This window comes from Micromonospora sp. NPDC004336, from assembly GCF_053602615.1.
In genome coordinates, this window is sequence record NZ_JBSGDY010000145.1 from 1 (window position 1) to 16,027 (window position 16,027).

Consider the following 16,027-nt stretch of genomic DNA (forward strand, 5'->3'; position numbering starts at 1 on the left):
GGCGTCCGAACAGGACACCGGCGCCCGGGCCGACCGCCGCTCAGCCCACGGTCTCGCGGGACCCCCACGCGGCGCGCAACGAGGTGCGACCGTTGGTACGCAGCAGCGAGCCCTCGTACACCCGCGCGCCGGCGACGACGAACGCGGCGGCGGTCACCAGCAGCAGGGCCAGCGACACCAGCGGCTCCCAGCCGGCCGCGTCCCTGGTGAACAGCCGCAGCGGCATCGCCGTCGGCGCGGAGAACGGCAGGTAGGACAGCACCCGCATGGCGGTCGCGTTGTCGTTGAGGAAGGCCACCGCGAAGAACGGCAGCATGACCGCCAGCTGCACCGGCGTCGACACGCCGGCGATGTCCTCCTGGCGGTTGACCAGCGCGCCGGCCGCCGCCCACATGGCCGCGACCAGCACGAACCCGACCAGGAAGAACGGCACGAACCAGCCGATCGCGGGGGCCAGCAGCGACAGCAGCCCGCCGCTGCCGCCGAACTGCACGCCGGCCACCGTGACCAGGACGATCAGGGCGATCTGCCCGAACGCCAGCACCGTTCCGGCGACCAGCTTGCCGGCCAGCAGCGCCCGGACCGGCACGGCCGCCACCAGGATCTCCACGATCCGGGTCTGCTTCTCCTCCACCACGGACTGGGCGATCTGCACGCCGAAGGTCTGCGAGGTGAGGAAGAAGACGAACGCGAAGGCGAACGGCACCAGGAAGGCCACCACCGGGTCCACCGCGTCCGGGTCCAGCAGCCGGACGGTGGGCTGTGTGCTCAGCGCTGCCACCACGTCGTCCGGGGCGTCGTCCATGGCCAGCACCGCCGGCCCGGAGACCACCGCCGCGTCGACGTCGCCGTCGCGTACGGCCCGCTCGGCGGCGCGGTCGTCGGGCACCGCGCGTACCTCCAGGCCCGCCTCGCGCAGCGGGCCGGCCGCCGCCTCGGTCACCGCGACGCTCGACGGGCCGCCGGAGAGCAGCGGCGGCAGGATGGTCGCGGCGGCGGCGACCAGCAGGAAGAACAGGGTGGTGAACAGGAAGGTGCGGTCGCGCAGCTTGACCTGGATCTCGCGGGCGGCGACCAGGCGGGTGGCCTGCGTGGTGTTCACTGGGCGACCTCTCGGAAGATCTCGGTGAGGGACGGGGCGACCGGGCGGAAGGCGCGGACGGGGCCGCGGGCCAGCGCCGCGTGCAGCACCGGCTGCTCGTCCGCGCCGGGCGCGAGGTCGAACACGGCGCGGGCGCCGTCGAGGTCGACCAGGGTCACCCCGGGCTGGTCCCGCAGCCAGCCGGCGTCGGTCTCCACCACCAGTTCGAACCGGGGCGTCGTGTACGCCGCGCGCAACTCCGCGCGGCTGCCGGCGGCCCGGATCACGCCGCCGGAGATGATCACCAGGTCGTCGCAGAGCCGCTCGACGACGTCCAGCTGGTGGCTGGAGAAGAGCACCGGCACGCCCGTGGCGGCCCGCTCCCGCAGGACCGCGACGACCGTGTCCACGGCCATCGGGTCGAGGCCGGAGAACGGCTCGTCGAGCACCAGCACCTCCGGGTCGTGCACCAGCGCGGCGGCGATCTGCGCGCGCTGCTGGTTGCCCAGCGACAGCGTCTCCAGCAGGTCGCCGCCGCGCTCGGCGAGCCCGACCCGCTCCAGCAGCGCGTCCGTGCTGCGCCGCGCGGCGGCGGCCGTCATGCCGTGCAGCCGGCCCAGGTAGGTCACCTGCTCCCGGGCGCTCATCTTGGGATAGAGGCCGCGTTCCTCCGGCATGTAGCCGAAGCGCCGGCGGACCTCCCGGGTCAGCGGCGCGCCCTGCCAGCTCACCTCGCCGGCGTCCGGGGCGAGCACCCCGAGGATGATCCGCATGGAGGTGGTCTTGCCGGCGCCGTTGCCGCCGACGAAGCCGGTCATCCGGCCGGCCGCCACGTCGAAGGACACGTTCTGGAGCACCCGACGGTCGCCGAAGCTGCGGTCGACACCGTCGAGACGGAGGACGTTCGTCACGGGTCGACGCTAGATCGTCGACCGCCCGCCGCCGTCCGCCCGCAGGCTGAGCCGGCGGGTCCGCCGCGCGGCGGAGACCGGTCACCGGCCGGGACGCACCACCCCGTGCTCGTACGCGAAGACCACCGCCTGCACCCGGTCGCGCAGGCCGAGCTTGGCCAGCACCCGGCTCACGTGCGTCTTGACCGTCGCCTCGCCCAGGTGTAGCTCGGCGGCGATCTCGGCGTTGCTGGCGCCCCCGGCGACCAGCACCAGGACCTCCCGCTCGCGGGGCGTGAGGTCCCGCAGCGCCACCTCCGGCCGGGCCCGCCCACCGGCCGGTGCGGCGGGGTCGCCGGGGCGGGCGAAGGTGGCGATGACCCGCCGGGTGAGCTCCGGGGCGAGCAGCCCGTCGCCCCGCGCGAGCACCCGGATGGCCTCGACCAGCGCCTCCGGGGTGCCGTTCTTGAGCAGGAAGCCGCTGGCCCCCGCCCGCAGCGCGGCGAACAGGTAGTCGTCCCGGTCGAAGGTGGTGAGGATCAGCACGGCCGGGCCGCCCGGCTCGTCCTGCTCGGCGGTGATGCGCCGGGTGGCCTCCAGCCCGTCGACCCCGGGCATCTGCACGTCCATCAGCACCACGTCCGGGCGCAGCACGCGGGTCATGCTGACGGCACGTGCGCCGTCGGCCGCCTCCCCGACGACCTCGATGTCGTCCTCCACCTCGAGGATGACCCGGAACCCGGTGCGGACCAGATGCTGGTCGTCGGCGAGCAGCACCCGCACCGGCCGGTCGGCCCGGTGCTCCGCCCAGGCGTCCACGTCGTACGCCCCGTCGTCGGCGCGGGCCGCCCCCGGCTCCGTCCGCTCGGCGCTCACGCCGGCCGTCCCGCCGCCACGGGCAGCGGGAACCGGGCCCGCACCCGCCAACCGCCGCCGGCGCGCGGGCCGACCTCCAGCGAGCCGCCGTGGGTGGCGACCCGCTCCCGCATCCCGATCAGGCCGAGCCCGTCGGCGTTCGCCGGGCGGGTGGCCCGTCCGTCATCGGTCACGTCGACCTCCACCTCGTGTGCCAGGTAGCGGATCCGCACGTCGAGCGCGGTCGCCCCGGCGGCGTGTTTGAGCGTGTTCGTGGCGGCCTCCTGGACGACCCGGTACACGGACTGGGAGACCGACTCCGGCAGCGGCACCCGGTCCCCGTACACCCCCAGGGTGGCCCGCAGCCCGGCCTCGCGGGCCCGGTCGACCACGGCCGTGACCTGGTCGATCGCGGCCGGCCCCGGCTGGTCCGCGCGGTCGGCGTCGTCGTCGCGGGCGCGGAGCACGCCGAGCATCCGGCGCAGCTCGTCGACGGCCGTGCGGGCCGTCTCCTCGATCGCGCCCAGTGCCGTGCGGGCCTTGGCCGGGTCCTTGTCGAGCACCCGGCGGGCGGCCGACGCCTGCACGCCCATCACCGACACGTGGTGGGCGACCACGTCGTGCAGCTCCCGGGCGATGCGGACCCGCTCGCCGACCACCGCGTGCTCGCGGACCTCGGCCTGCGAGCGGCGCAGCTCCGCGGCCTGCTCCTGCACCTCGTGCTGCCGGCGGGCGGCCAGCCACGCGGTCTCCCCGAAGAAGTACGCGAACCCGAAGAAGATGCCGTTGACCAGCACCCCGCCGACGATCGAGGCGAGCAGCGGGGGCACCGGCCCGACCGCGCGGTCGAACGCGTCGGGCGGGATGTCGTCGATGGCGAGCGCGTAGGAGACGCCCAGCCAGACGAACATGGTGGCGATGACGGCGATCCGCAGCCGGCGGGCCAGCCGGCGGTCCGGCCCCCACGCGCCCAGCGAGTAGAGGGCGGCGAACAGCGCCCACTGGGAGAGCTGCGTCTCCGGGGCGGAGCGCGCCTGCGCGGCGACGAACGCGATCGAGACGACCACGGTGGTGGCGGTGGGAAAGCGGCGTCGCCAGATCACCGGCAGGGTCACGGCGACGGTCCAGAAGACCTGCTCCGGCACGGACGGCGGCGGCCCCAGCAGGAACGCCCCGGTGCTGCGGGCGAGGGTGAGGCTGACCAGCGCCAGGGCGACCGTCACCAGCCCGGCGTAGACGTCGAGGCGTCGCTGCTCCGGGGTGGGCCCCGGCCGCCGCCAGTCGTCGTCAGTCACGGTGTTCACCCTGGTGAGGATCTCATCCCGGCACTCGGCGACGGTCGGGAGCCCGGCACGGCGGGCCCGCGGGGGCCCGCCGCCGTCGGTGTCGGAACGTCGGTCAGCAGGAGACGCCCCGCCGGAACTCGCGCTCGACGTGGGCCGCCGGCCCGACCTGGAGGTAGCCGACCCCCGGCCGGATCGGGTGGCCGGTGAACAACTCCACCCGGGAGCCGACGCGCACCAGGTACGCCGAGGCGTCACCCGCGTCGTTGCGGATCATCGAGCCCCGTACGCCGTAGATCTCCTCCAGAGCGGCGAAGGACATGCCCACCCCCGCGCCGGCGGGCGTGCGCGGCGGCGCGGTGGCGGTGCCCACCTCCACCAGCCGTCCGTCGCGGAAGGCCAGCAGGACCTTCCCCGCCCAGGCCCCGGTGACGCCGGCGTGGACCACGTTCCGGCAGTCGGGGGCCGTCCAGTCGATGAGACCGGCCGCCGCCAGACGCTCCAGGCGGGCCCCGATCCGGAACGGTCCGGCACCCCGGACGCTGATGAGCCCCACCTCGTCCCGCTCGGCGGCGTCGGCCGCCGCGCCGGGACGGTCGGTCGGAAGCCCGGCGGCGGCCGTCCGGGGTGCGGCGGCGGCCGGGGATGCCCCGGTGATCGGCATGAGCCCGGCCGCGGCGAGCAGGGCGGTGACGACGGTGTACGAGAGACGGTGCACGGGGATCTCCTCCTACGGAGTACGGATGTCCTTGTTGTCTTGGTCTCCCCGCCGGTGGAATCGGTTCGTCGGGTTTCCGACCCACGTCCGCCCGCCCGCACCGGGGCGCGTCGTCGAGGGCTGCCGCCGACCCGGCGCCCGTCTACTGTCGAGGCGGAGCAGGGGGACCGCCGGTGTCGGGGGTGGTGCGGTGACCGGTCCGGAGCAGATCGGGCCCTACCGGATCGAGCGGCTGCTGGGCGTGGGCTCGTTCGCGACGGTCTGGCTGGGCCACGACCCGGTGCTCGACTCCCGGGTGGCGATCAAGGTGCTGGCCGAGAACTGGCACCACGACCTGCGGGTACGGGAGCGGTTCCTCGACGAGGCCCGCCTTCTGCGCCAACTCGACGACGAGCGGCTGATCCGCGTCCACGCCGCCGGCGAGCTGGCCGACGGCCGACCGTACTCGGTGATGGCCTGGGCCGACGGTGGCAGCCTGCGCGACCGCCTCACGGCCGGCCCGATGCCGGCGCCCGCCGCCCTGGACCTGCTGGCCGAGATCGCCGCAGGGGTCGCCGTCCTGCACCGCCACGGCGTGGTGCACCGCGACCTGACCCCGGGCAACGTCCTGTTCCGGTCCGGCCCGCACGGCGAGCGGGTCCTGATCGCCGATCTCGGGCTGGCCAAGGCCCTCGCCGCCTCCTCCGGTCTCACCGCCCGCGCCGGCACCCCCGGCTACATGGCCCCGGAACAGGACGATCCGCTCGCCGTCGTCGACACCCGCGCCGACGTGTACGGCCTGGGCCGGCTCGGCCTGCGGCTCCTCGGCCCGGTCGCCGCCGTTGGTCACGCCAGCACCGCCGACGTCGACGCGGCGGCCGGGACGCGTCCGGGCGTTCCGCCCGGGGTGGTCGCGGTCCTGCGGCGGGCCACCGCGCACCGACCCGCCGACCGGTACCCGGACGCCGCCGCCTTCCGTGTCGCCCTGCGCCACGCGGTCACCGCGCCCGCGAGGTTCGTCGCCGGGGAGTCGGCACCCGGGCCGGGCGATCCGCCGCCCGCCCGGGCGCCGGCCGGCGTGTCTCCGCGCACCCCGCGCGCCGCCCCCGCGCCCGCCGCCGACCCGCCCGCCAGGCCGCACCCGGGCTCGGTCGCCGACCTGCCCGGCAACCCGCCCCCCGGTCTGGTCGGTGTCCCGCCCGGGCGGGTGCGGGCACCGGGTCGGCCGGTCACCCGGCGGCGGCTCGGCGTGCTGGTGCTGGGCGTACTGGCCCTCGCCGGGGCCGGATCCACGGCCGGGGACGGCACGACGGTCGGGCGGGACGCCGAGAGCTGGACGAGCGGGCCGGTGACGGTCCGGCTGCCGCCCGGATGGCGGGCCACCGGCACCGGCTGGGCCGGCCGGTACGGCGACGACGGCCGCCTCGAGCCGGCCCTGGTCATGTCACCCGACCCGCCGAGATGGGGGACCGACCCGAGCGTGCCGGGTGCCTTCGTCGGGTTGTCGGCCGGGCTCGCCGCGCGGACCACCCCGGCGGGATTCGTCGCCGAGCGGCCGCACGCGGCGTGCGCCGCCTCGCCGGTGCGTCGCACCCGTCAGGCGGGCGTCGACTGGGTGGTGGCCCGGTTCACCTGCGAGCAGGGCCGACCCGAGATCGTCGAGGCGGCCGGGCTCGCGCCCGGTCGCCTCGGCCTGATCTACGTTCAGGCGACACCCCCGGCCGACAGCCGGGCCGACTTCGTGGACACCCTGCTGGCCGGGGTGCGGGTGGGCGGGCGGCACCGCCGATGACCCCTCCCACGGGGCCCGGTCACCGCGTCAGTCGGGCGGGCACGCTCGGGCGAGCTGGCCATCGTGTTCGAGGGCGACATCGTCCCGACCCCGTACGGCGAGGCACTGGACCGGCTGCTCGAACGCTGGCCGCCCACGGGCGCCCGCGCCCGTCGCTCGGCTACCGCACCACCACGGTGACCGTGTGCGTCGTGCCCTCCTGCGGGATCAGCACGGCCACCGTGCCGGGTCGGACGAACCGGACGTCCACCACCCCGGCCTCGTAGCTGCGGGAGACCAGGTCCTCGCGGTCCACGGTCACCTCGCCGGGACCGATGCCGATGATCCGCAGCACCCCACCGGTGGCGAAGCAGAGCGAGGTGAGCAGGGCCAACTCGGTCTCGGCCAGCACCAGGTCGTGACGCACCGCCCCGAAGCAGGTGCTGGGCGGCCCGCTCGGCGACCGCGTCGCGGGCGGCGTACGCCGGGTGGTGGTCGTCGCGGGCGGTGCGGCCGCCGGGGGGCGCGCGGCCGGCGGGGCGGCGGCGGGCGGGGCCGGCCGGGTGGCCGGCGTGGTCGCGGCGGTCGGCGGCGCGGCGACCGGCGGACCGGACGGGCCGGCCGCGGTCGCGGTCGGCGGCTGGACGGGCAGCGGCGCGACCGGCGTGTCCCCGCCGCCGCACGCCGCGCCCGCGCCGGCCAGGACCGCCGCGACCAGCCCGGCCGCGGCGCGCCGCCACCGCGCCGGGCCGCCCGACGAGGGGCACCACCGGCCCACCGACGACCGCCGCGACCGGCCGGCCGACGAGCGGCGCCACCGGCCGACCGACGACGGACGCCAGTGACCCGCCGCGCCGTCCCGGCCGGCCTCGGTCTCCGCCGCCCCGGCCCGGCGGATCGTCGGCATCACGGCAGCCCCTCCCCGCCGCGCCCGGGCTCACCGGTCAGCCGGAGCCGGACCTGCCTGCGGGCCTCGTGCAGCCGCGACTTGACGGTGCCCTCCGGCAGGTCGAGCAGGTCGGCGATCTCGCGGTAGCCCAACCCGAGGACGTCGCGCAGGGTCACCGCCTCGGCGAGTTCGGGGCGGACCGAGTCGAGCGCGTCGAGCAGGTCGAGCCGGGTGCCGGCGACCACGCTGGTCCGCCGGGGATCCACCGGCTCCGGCAGCGGCACGCCGCCTGCCTCCACCAGCCAGCGCCGGCGCAGCACGCGGTAGGTCGAGCGGGCCCGGTTGGCCGCCAGCCGGTGCAGCCAGGTGTGGAACGACGAGCGGCCCTCGAACCGGCCGATGCCCCGGGCCACCGCGAGCAGCGTGTCCTGGCACGCCTCCTCGGCGTCCTGCCGGTTCGGCAGCAGGCGCGCGCAGAGCCGCAGCACCTCGGGGCGGACCGCGGCCAGCAGCGCGTCGAGCGCCGCCGCGTCGCCGCGCGCCGCCGACGCGGCCAGGGCCTCGATATCCTCGCCGAGGGGCATCAGGTCGTCCAATGCTCGCCGGACACCGTCCGCTCAGGGTACGGCCGGCGTCGCCGGGCGGCCCGCCGCGAGTCCGCGAACCGACTGTCGCGAGGCGCCGCCGGAGCCGGTCGGCGAGATCCGCGACACCCGCCCCGCTGTGCCGGGCGCGGCGTCTGGAGGGGCCTGACGAGGCGGCGATAGGGTAGGCCGTCCGACCTCGACCATCCCATGATCCGACCCGGGGGGCGCCACGCATGGGCGATTCGTTCGCGCATCTGCACGTGCACACGGAGTATTCGATGCTCGACGGCGCGGCCCGGCTGAAGGACCTCTTCGCCGAGGTCAAGCGGCAGGGCATGCCGGCGGTCGCGATGACCGACCACGGCAACATGCACGGCGCGAACGACTTCTACAAGCAGGCGATGGCGGCCGGCGTCACCCCGATCCTGGGCATCGAGGCGTACGTGGCGCCGGAGTCGCGCTTCCACAAGCAGCGGGTGCGCTGGGGCCGGCCGGAGCAGAAGAGCGACGACGTCTCCGGCAGCGGCGGCTACACCCACATGACGATCTGGGCGAAGAACAAGACGGGCCTGCACAACCTGTTCAAGCTCACCAGCCGCTCGTACACCGAGGGCTTCTTCGTCAAGTGGCCGCGGATGGACGCGGAGCTGCTCGCGGAGAACGCCGAGGGGCTGATGGCCACCACCGGCTGCCCCTCCGGCGAGGTGCAGACCCGGCTGCGCCTGGGCCAGTACGACGAGGCGCTCAAGGCCGCGGCGCGGTACCAGGAGATCTTCGGCAAGGAGAACTACTTCCTGGAGATCATGGACCACGGCATCAGCATCGAGAGCCGGGTCCGCCAGGAGCTGCACGACATCTCCCGCAAGCTGGACATCCCGCCCGTGGTGACCAACGACTCGCACTACACCCACGAGTCCCAGGCCGAGGCGCACGACGTGCTGCTCTGCGTCCAGACGGCGGCGAACGTCGCCGACCCGAACCGGTTCCGGTTCGACGGCAGCGGCTACTACATCAAGTCCGCCGACGAGATGCGCGCCGTCGACAACTCCGACCTCTGGCTGGAGGGCTGCCGCAACACCCTGCTGGTCGCCGAGAAGGTCGACCCGGCCGGGATGTTCGAGTTCCACAACCTGATGCCGCGCTTCCCGGTCCCGGAGGGGGAGACCGAGGAGTCCTGGTTCCGCAAGGAGACCTTCGCCGGGCTGGCCCGGCGCTACCCCGGCGGCATCCCGGAGGGGCACGTCAAGCAGGCCGAGTACGAGCTGGGCGTCATCATCCAGATGGGCTTCCCGTCGTACTTCCTCGTGGTCGCCGACTTCATCCAGTGGGCCAAGAGCCAGGGCATCGCGGTGGGCCCCGGGCGTGGGTCGGCGGCCGGCTCGCTGGTGGCGTACGCGCTGGGCATCACCGACCTCGACCCGATCCCGCACGGGCTGATCTTCGAGCGGTTCCTCAACCCCGAGCGCGTCTCGATGCCGGATGTCGACATCGACTTCGACGAGCGCCGGCGTGGCGAGGTCATCAAGTACGTCACCGACAAGTGGGGCGAGGACAAGGTCGCCCAGATCGCCACGTTCGGCACGATCAAGGCGAAGGCCGCGATCAAGGACTCGGCCCGGGTGCTCGGCTACCCGTACGCGGTGGGCGACCGGATCACCAAGGCGATGCCCCCGGCGGTGATGGGCAAGGACATCCCGCTGGAGGGCATCTTCGACCCCAAGCACCCCCGCTACGCCGAGGCCGGCGAGATCCGGGGCATGTACGAGGCCGAGGCGGACGTCAAGAAGGTCATCGACACCGCCCGGGGCATCGAGGGGCTGATCCGGCAGACCGGCGTGCACGCCGCCGGCGTCATCATGTCCGCCGAGCCGATCATCGACCACATCCCGCTGATGCGCCGGGACTCCGACGGGGTGATCATCACCCAGTTCGACTACCCGACGTGCGAGTCGCTCGGGCTGTTGAAGATGGACTTCCTCGGCCTGCGCAACCTGACGATCATCGACGACGCGGTGAAGAACATCCAGCTCAACCACGGCAAGGAGCTGGACCTGCTCGGGTTGCCGCTGGATGACAAGCCCGCGTACGAGCTGCTGGCCCGGGGCGACACCCTGGGCGTGTTCCAGCTCGACGGCGGGCCGATGCGCTCCCTGCTGCGGATGATGAAGCCGGACAACTTCGAGGACATCTCCGCCGTCCTCGCGCTCTACCGGCCCGGCCCGATGGGTGTGGATTCGCACACCAACTACGCGCTGCGCAAGAACGGCCTCCAGGAGATCACCCCGATCCACCCGGAGCTGGAGGAGCCGCTGCGGGAGATCCTCGCGCCCACCTACGGCCTGATCGTCTACCAGGAGCAGGTGCAGCGCGCCGCGCAGATCCTCGCCGGCTACACCCTCGGCCAGGCCGACCTGCTGCGCCGGGCGATGGGTAAGAAGAAGAAGGAGATCCTCGACAAGGAGTTCATCCCGTTCCGGGACGGCTGCCGGGAGCGGGGCTACTCCGACGAGGCGATCCAGAAGGTCTGGGACGTGCTGGTCCCCTTCGCCGGCTACGCCTTCAACAAGGCGCACTCGGCGGCGTACGGTCTGGTGTCCTACTGGACGGCCTACCTGAAGGCGCACTACCCGGCCGAGTACATGGCGGCGCTGCTCACCTCCGTCGGCGACGACAAGGACAAGATGGCGCTCTACCTCTCGGAGTGCCGCCGGATGCGCATCCAGGTGCTGCCACCGGACGTGAACACCTCCGCCGGGCCGTTCACCCCGGTCGGCAAGGAGATCCGCTTCGGCCTCGGCGCGGTCCGCAACGTCGGGGCGAACGTCGTCGCCGCGATCATGCGCTGCCGCGACGAGAAGGGCGAGTACGTCGACTTCTACGACTTCCTGTCGAAGGTCGACGCGGTGGTCTGCAACAAGAAGACCATCGAATCGCTGATCAAGGCCGGCGCGTTCGACTCGCTCGGGCACTCCCGCAAGGCACTGCTCACGGTGCACGCGGAGGCCATCGACGCGTACGCCGACGTCAAGCGCAAGGAGGCCGTCGGCCAGTACGACCTCTTCGGCGCCGGCTTCGGCGACGCCGACACCAACAGCACCACGGTGATGCCGGTGATCGGCGACGGGGAGTGGGACAAGCGCGACAAGCTCGCCTTCGAACGCGAGATGCTCGGCCTCTACGTCTCCGACCACCCGCTCTTCGGCCTGGAGCACGTCCTCGGCGCGGCGGCGGACTGCACGATCGCCGCCCTGTCCGAGGAGGGCACCGTGCCGGACGGGGCGGTGGTCACCCTCGCCGGCATCCTCTCCGGCGTGCAGCGTCGGGTCACCAAGCAGGGCCGGGCCTGGGCCTCGGCCACCCTGGAGGACCTCGCCGGCGGCGTGGAGACGCTCTTCTTCCCCAACACCTACGAGGTGATCGGGCAGTACATCGCCGAGGACGCCATCGTGGTGGTCAAGGGGCGGGTCGACCGGCGCGACGACACGCCCCGCATCATGGCGATGGACATGTCCATGCCGGACGTCAGCAGCAACCCGGCGAGCAAGCCGATCACCCTGACCATCCCGGTGACCCGGTGCACGCCGCCGCTGGTGGAGCGCCTCAAGGAGACCCTGGTGCTGCACCCGGGCGACACCGAGGTGCACGTCAAGCTGCTCAACGGCAGCAAGGTCACCACGCTGCGGCTCGGCCCGTTCCGGGTCGCGGCCACCACCGCGCTGATGGGCGACCTGAAGAGCGTCCTGGGCCCCGCCAACGTCAGCTGACAGTCCCGTCGTCCCGTGCCCCGCGCCGTCGCGCGCGGGGCACGCGACCCGGCCCGCCCCGCCCGCTGGTCCCAGGACTCGACGACCACCGGACGCCGGCGGGTCCTCCTCCGGTCCTGATCGTGATCCGCGATGGACGATGGGCTCTTGCGGGTGCCAGGATGACGGCGTGCCCACCAGCATCAGCGAGCTTCGCGTGCGCGACCTGGTGCCCGACTTCCTGACCCTGCTCGACGAGTGCGGGCAGGTCCCGGCGCGGGACTGGCCCGGCCTCTGGCGGGAGCGTTACGTCGGCCGTCACCCGGAGGTCTTCGCCGAGCTGGACCGCGAGGGGGAGTGGTCGCGCCCCGACGACCTCGCCGCCGTCCTGGCTGGGCTCCGCGGCTGCGGCGCCGACCTCGCCGCCCGCTCCACGGCGGTACGCGCGCTGCTGCCGGAGAGTGTCGCATCGGTCGCCGACGCGATGGGCTGGACCGAGGACGGCGACCCGCTCGACTGCGTGGTGCTGGTGGGGCTGCACCGGGCCAACGGCTGGGCGGACCGGCTCGACGGCCGGCTCGGTCTCTTCCTCGCCGTCGAGGAGCTCGGCCCGCCGGGCAACGACCGGCTGCTCGTCCTGCACGAGGCGGCGCACGTGGTGCACGATCGGCTGGCCGCCACCCGCGACTGGCCCAGCCACGGGGTGGCCAACTCGCTGCTCAGCGAGGGGCTCGCCACCCAGGTCTCCGCGGAGACCGCGCCGGGCCTGCCGGACGAGGAATACCTCTGGGCCGGCCGCCCGGGCTACCGGGCCTGGCTCGACGGGTGCCGCGCCAGGTGGCCGGAGATCCTGGGCCGGATCGACGCCGATCTCGACGCCACCGACGTCGAGCACAACGCGGCGTACTTCCTGATGCGGGACTCGCCGCACGCCGGCGACCTGCCGAAGCGCTGCGGCTACCTGGTCGGATGGGAGATCGTCCGGCGGCTACGGACGCAGCATCCCCTGGCCGACATCGCGCGCTGGCCACTCGACCGGGGGCTGCGCGAGGTCCGTCGGACACTGCGCGCGCTTCGCGCCGAGGCCTGACTGCCCGAGGGATGCGATCAAGCGGCCGAGCCCCGCATCCCGGCGGCCCGGAGGTGCGGACGTCCCGACCGTCGGGGCCACCGTCACGGGATTGGCCGTGCCGGTAGCCGACGGTGGTGACTAGCGTCGGCGGGGTGGACATCGTGGAGGCACAGAAGCTGTGGCGACCGCAGCCGGGCTGGCTGAACACCGCCAGCTACGGGCTGCCGCCCGACCCGGTGTGGGACGCGGTGCAGGCGGCGCTGGCCGACTGGCGCGTCGGGCGCACGTCGTGGGAGGGCTGGGGAGAGTCGGTCCACCGGTCCCGGGTCGCCTTCGCCCGGCTGGTCGGGGTGCCCGTCGCCGACGTCGCGGTCGGCACCGCCGTCTCGCAGATGCTGGCGCCGGTCGCCGCCGCGCTGCCGCCCGGGGCGACCGTGCTGGTGCCCGAGGTCGAGTTCACGTCCAACCTGTTTCCCTGGCTGGTGCAGGCCGAGCGGGGCGTCGACGTGCGGGTCGTGCCGCTGGCCGGGCTGGTCGACGCGATCGACGCCGGCACCGACCTGGTCGCGTTCAGCCTGGTGCAGTCCGCCGACGGCGCGGTGGCCCCGTACGACGGGATCGTCGCGGCGGCCCGGGCGTACGGTGCGCTCGTCGCGGTGGACGCCACCCAGGCGTGCGGCTGGCTGCCGTTCGACGCGAGCCTCGCGGACGTGGTCGTGGTCGGGGCGTACAAGTGGCTGACGGCCCCGCGCGGCTCGGCGCTGGCCTACCTGGCCCCCGCGCTGCGCGAGCGGCTGCGGCCCGACGGGGCCGGCTGGTACGCGGGCCGGGACCCGCACGCCTCCTACTACGGCCCGCCGCTGCGGCTCGCCGACGACGCCCGCCGGTTCGACATCTCGCCCGCCTGGTTCAGCTGGGTCGGCACCGCCCCCGCCCTGGAGCTGCTCGCCGAGATCGGCGTGCCGGCCGTGCACGCGCACGACGTCGCGCTGGCCAACCGGTTCCTCGCCGGGCTGGGCCGGCCGCCGGGGGAGAGCGCCATCGTCACGGTGGAGGTGCCCGGGGCGCGGGAGCGGCTGGAGCGCGCGGGCGTCCGGGCTGCGGTCCGCGCCGGCCGGGTCCGGGCCTCCTTCCACGTCTACTCCACGGAGGCGGACGTGGACCTCGCGCTGGAGGCCCTGGCCGGCCGGCCCGGCGGCGGTTAGGCGTGCGGGCCGACGCCAGGGGGCCGGGCAGGTCAGCCGCTGACACACCCCGCCGCTAGGTTGGGCCCGTGTCCGACACCTCGGCCCGGCTGCTGACCCTGCTGTCGCTGTTGCAGACGCCCCGCGACTGGCCCGGCAGCGAGCTGGCGACCCGGCTCGGGGTCAGCATGCGGACCGTCCGCCGCGACGTGGAGCGCCTGCGCGAGCTGGGCTACCCGGTCCGCGCCACGATGGGCGCCGTCGGCGGCTACCGGCTGGTCGCCGGCAAGGCCATGCCGCCGCTGCTGCTCGACGACGAGGAGGCGGTGGCGATCGCGGTGGGCCTGCGGACCGCGGCGGGGCACGCCGTGACCGGCATCGAGGAGGCGTCGGTACGGGCGCTGGCGAAGCTGGAGCAGGTGCTGCCCGCGCGGCTGCGGCACCGGGTCGGGGCGCTGGGCGCCGCCACCGAACCGATGCTGACCTGGCAGCGGCCGACGGTCGACCCGGAGCGGCTGGCGGGGCTGGCCGCCGCGATCGCCAACCGCGAGCGGCTGCGGTTCGCCTACCGTCGGCACGGCGGGGAGACCGGCGAACGGCGGGTGGAGCCGCACCGGCTGGTGTCGGCGGGGCGCCGGTGGTATCTGGTCGGCTACGACAACGACCGGGACGACTGGCGGATCTTCCGGGTCGACCGGATCGCGGAGCCGGTCGCCATCGGCGTGCGTACCGCGCCGCGGCAGCTGCCCGCCGCCGACGCCGCCGCGTACGTGGCCGGCAAACTGCTCGAACGCACGCCGGTCTACCGGGCGGTGGCGACCCTGCACGCGCCCGTCGAGGCGGTCGCCGGCCGGATCGGCGACTCGCCCGGCGACCTGGTCCCGATCGACGCGCACACGTGCCGGCTGAGCAGCCACACCGACACCCTGGAGTGGGTGGCGTGGCGGCTGCTGACGCTCGGCTGCGAGGTCGAGGTGCACGAGCCGCCGGAACTCGTCGCGTACCTGCGCGAGATCAGCGGCCGGGCCGCCCGGGCGGCGGGCGCCCCGCCCGGGTAGCCCGTCCGGCGCGCCGCGCTAATCCCACGAGGCCGCATCCAGCCGGCGCCCTCCCAGCGAACCCCCTGGTAGCGAAACGTCTACCCGGGGGTGCGTCTGGTGCTGACAGGACCCATGCCGACCGAGGCCGTCGAGATCGCGCGCAAGCGCCTCGCCCTGGCCGCCGAGGACCTCGACGGCAACCGGGTCGCCGCGCTCGTCGGCGAACTCGCCGACGGCTGGGGCGTCCCGGCGTTCTGGGAGCAGGTATGCGTGCCGGCGCTCGCCGCGCTGCGCGGGCACACGGCCGTCGAGGTCGCCGTCGAGCACGCCCTCGCCGAGGGCGTCCGCGTCGGCCTGGACGTGTTCCGGCGCGTGCCCGGCCGCCCGCTGCCCACCGGCGGCGTGCTGCTCGCCGGCGCCGAACAGGAGACGCACTGCCTGGGCCTGCACGCGCTCTCCGCCGCGCTGCGCGAGCGGACCCGGGGCAGCCTCCTGCTCGGGCCCGCGCTGCCGTGGGCGGCGCTCGCCGGCGCCGTACGCCGGGCCCGTCCCCGCACCGTCGTGGTCTGGGCCCAGACGCCGGTCACCGGCCGCGCGTACCGCCTGGTGCGCTTCGCCCGGGACTTCCCGGCGATCCGGGTGTACGGCGCGGGGCCCGGCTGGATCGAGCCGCTCCCCGCGCCGGCGACCCGCCTGACCACGCTCCCCGCCGCCGTCGCCGCCTGCTCCGCGCCGCCCCCACGCTGACGGGTACCCGTGCCGCCCGGGCGCCGCCGCGGGCGCCCTCGCCGGCGCGAGCGCGCGTGCTCGCCTCGGGGTGCGCGAGGCTGGTCGGGCTGACGTCGACGGCCGGCGCCCCGGGTGTCCGGGGCGCCGGCCGTTGCCTGCTGCGGATGTGCCGCCGGGGGGGGCCCCGCGGGGGGGGGGGGGGGGGG

14 protein-coding genes are annotated in these 16,027 nt (G+C 75.0%); 7 read left to right on the plus strand and 7 right to left on the minus strand.

The annotated features are described in order from the left end of the window. Nucleotides 1–40: 40 nt before the first annotated feature. From ACWENR_RS23975 to ACWENR_RS23995, 5 genes are all read right to left on the minus strand, one after another. The gene (locus tag ACWENR_RS23975; protein WP_452279211.1) at nt 41–1,102 is read right to left on the minus strand and encodes an ABC transporter permease; all 1,062 of its coding nucleotides are present in this window, start codon (nt 1,100–1,102) and stop codon (nt 41–43) included. Then, a complete protein-coding gene (locus ACWENR_RS23980) occupies nt 1,099–1,992 on the minus strand; it encodes an ABC transporter ATP-binding protein (protein ID WP_452279212.1) in 894 nt (297 codons plus the stop codon). The genes ACWENR_RS23975 and ACWENR_RS23980 overlap by 4 nt, the downstream gene beginning before the upstream one ends. An 81-nt stretch (nt 1,993–2,073) precedes the next feature. Then, nucleotides 2,074–2,790, minus strand: a complete 717-nt coding sequence (locus ACWENR_RS23985) for a response regulator (protein WP_452279224.1) — start codon at nt 2,788–2,790, stop codon at nt 2,074–2,076. Nucleotides 2,791–2,843: 53 nt separating this feature from the next. Then, the gene (locus ACWENR_RS23990) at nt 2,844–4,130 is read right to left on the minus strand and encodes a sensor histidine kinase (protein ID WP_452279213.1); all 1,287 of its coding nucleotides are present in this window, start codon (nt 4,128–4,130) and stop codon (nt 2,844–2,846) included. A gap of 94 nt (nt 4,131–4,224) precedes the next feature. Continuing rightward, nucleotides 4,225–4,827 carry a hypothetical protein gene (locus ACWENR_RS23995; RefSeq protein ID WP_452279214.1) on the minus strand — a complete coding sequence of 201 codons (603 nt, stop codon included), beginning with the start codon at nt 4,825–4,827 and terminating at the stop codon, nt 4,225–4,227. A gap of 190 nt (nt 4,828–5,017) precedes the next feature. Here ACWENR_RS23995 and ACWENR_RS24000 point away from each other — a divergent pair, with 190 nt between their 5' ends. Continuing rightward, a complete protein-coding gene (locus tag ACWENR_RS24000) occupies nt 5,018–6,598 on the plus strand; it encodes a serine/threonine-protein kinase (RefSeq protein WP_452279215.1) in 1,581 nt (526 codons plus the stop codon). A 160-nt stretch (nt 6,599–6,758) separates the two neighbouring features. Here the strand turns inward: ACWENR_RS24000 and ACWENR_RS24005 are convergent, their stop codons facing one another. Further along, nucleotides 6,759–7,004, minus strand: coding sequence for a hypothetical protein (locus ACWENR_RS24005; protein WP_452279216.1), 246 nt, complete (start codon nt 7,002–7,004; stop codon nt 6,759–6,761). A 13-nt stretch (nt 7,005–7,017) separates the two neighbouring features. Here ACWENR_RS24005 and ACWENR_RS24010 point away from each other — a divergent pair, with 13 nt between their 5' ends. After that, nucleotides 7,018–7,422 (plus strand): hypothetical protein, encoded by a 405-nt coding sequence (locus ACWENR_RS24010; protein ID WP_452279217.1) that lies wholly within the window; start codon nt 7,018–7,020, stop codon nt 7,420–7,422. Nucleotides 7,423–7,483: 61 nt separating this feature from the next. On the opposite strand, the gene ACWENR_RS24015 is transcribed toward ACWENR_RS24010, so the two are convergent. Then, on the minus strand, nt 7,484–8,050 hold the full coding sequence (locus ACWENR_RS24015) for an RNA polymerase sigma factor (RefSeq protein WP_452279218.1): 567 nt from the start codon (nt 8,048–8,050) through the stop codon (nt 7,484–7,486). Between the two features lie 236 nt (nt 8,051–8,286). Between ACWENR_RS24015 and dnaE the strand changes: the two genes are divergently transcribed. The 5 genes from dnaE (at nt 8,287) to ACWENR_RS24040 (ending at nt 15,839) form a co-directional block, all read left to right on the plus strand. After that, the gene (gene dnaE / locus ACWENR_RS24020; protein ID WP_452279219.1) at nt 8,287–11,817 is read left to right on the plus strand and encodes a DNA polymerase III subunit alpha; all 3,531 of its coding nucleotides are present in this window, start codon (nt 8,287–8,289) and stop codon (nt 11,815–11,817) included. Nucleotides 11,818–11,986: 169 nt separating this feature from the next. Beyond that, entirely contained in the window at nt 11,987–12,886 is a 900-nt protein-coding gene (locus ACWENR_RS24025) for a hypothetical protein (protein ID WP_452279220.1), read from the plus strand. A 134-nt stretch (nt 12,887–13,020) separates the two neighbouring features. After that, on the plus strand, nt 13,021–14,073 hold the full coding sequence (locus ACWENR_RS24030; protein ID WP_452279221.1) for an aminotransferase class V-fold PLP-dependent enzyme: 1,053 nt from the start codon (nt 13,021–13,023) through the stop codon (nt 14,071–14,073). Nucleotides 14,074–14,141: 68 nt separating this feature from the next. Beyond that, nucleotides 14,142–15,110, plus strand: coding sequence for a helix-turn-helix transcriptional regulator (locus tag ACWENR_RS24035; protein ID WP_452279222.1), 969 nt, complete (start codon nt 14,142–14,144; stop codon nt 15,108–15,110). A gap of 99 nt (nt 15,111–15,209) precedes the next feature. Continuing rightward, complete coding sequence (locus tag ACWENR_RS24040) at nt 15,210–15,839, plus strand: transcriptional regulator (RefSeq protein WP_452279223.1); 630 nt, start codon at nt 15,210–15,212, stop codon at nt 15,837–15,839. Nucleotides 15,840–16,027 lie beyond the last annotated feature (188 nt).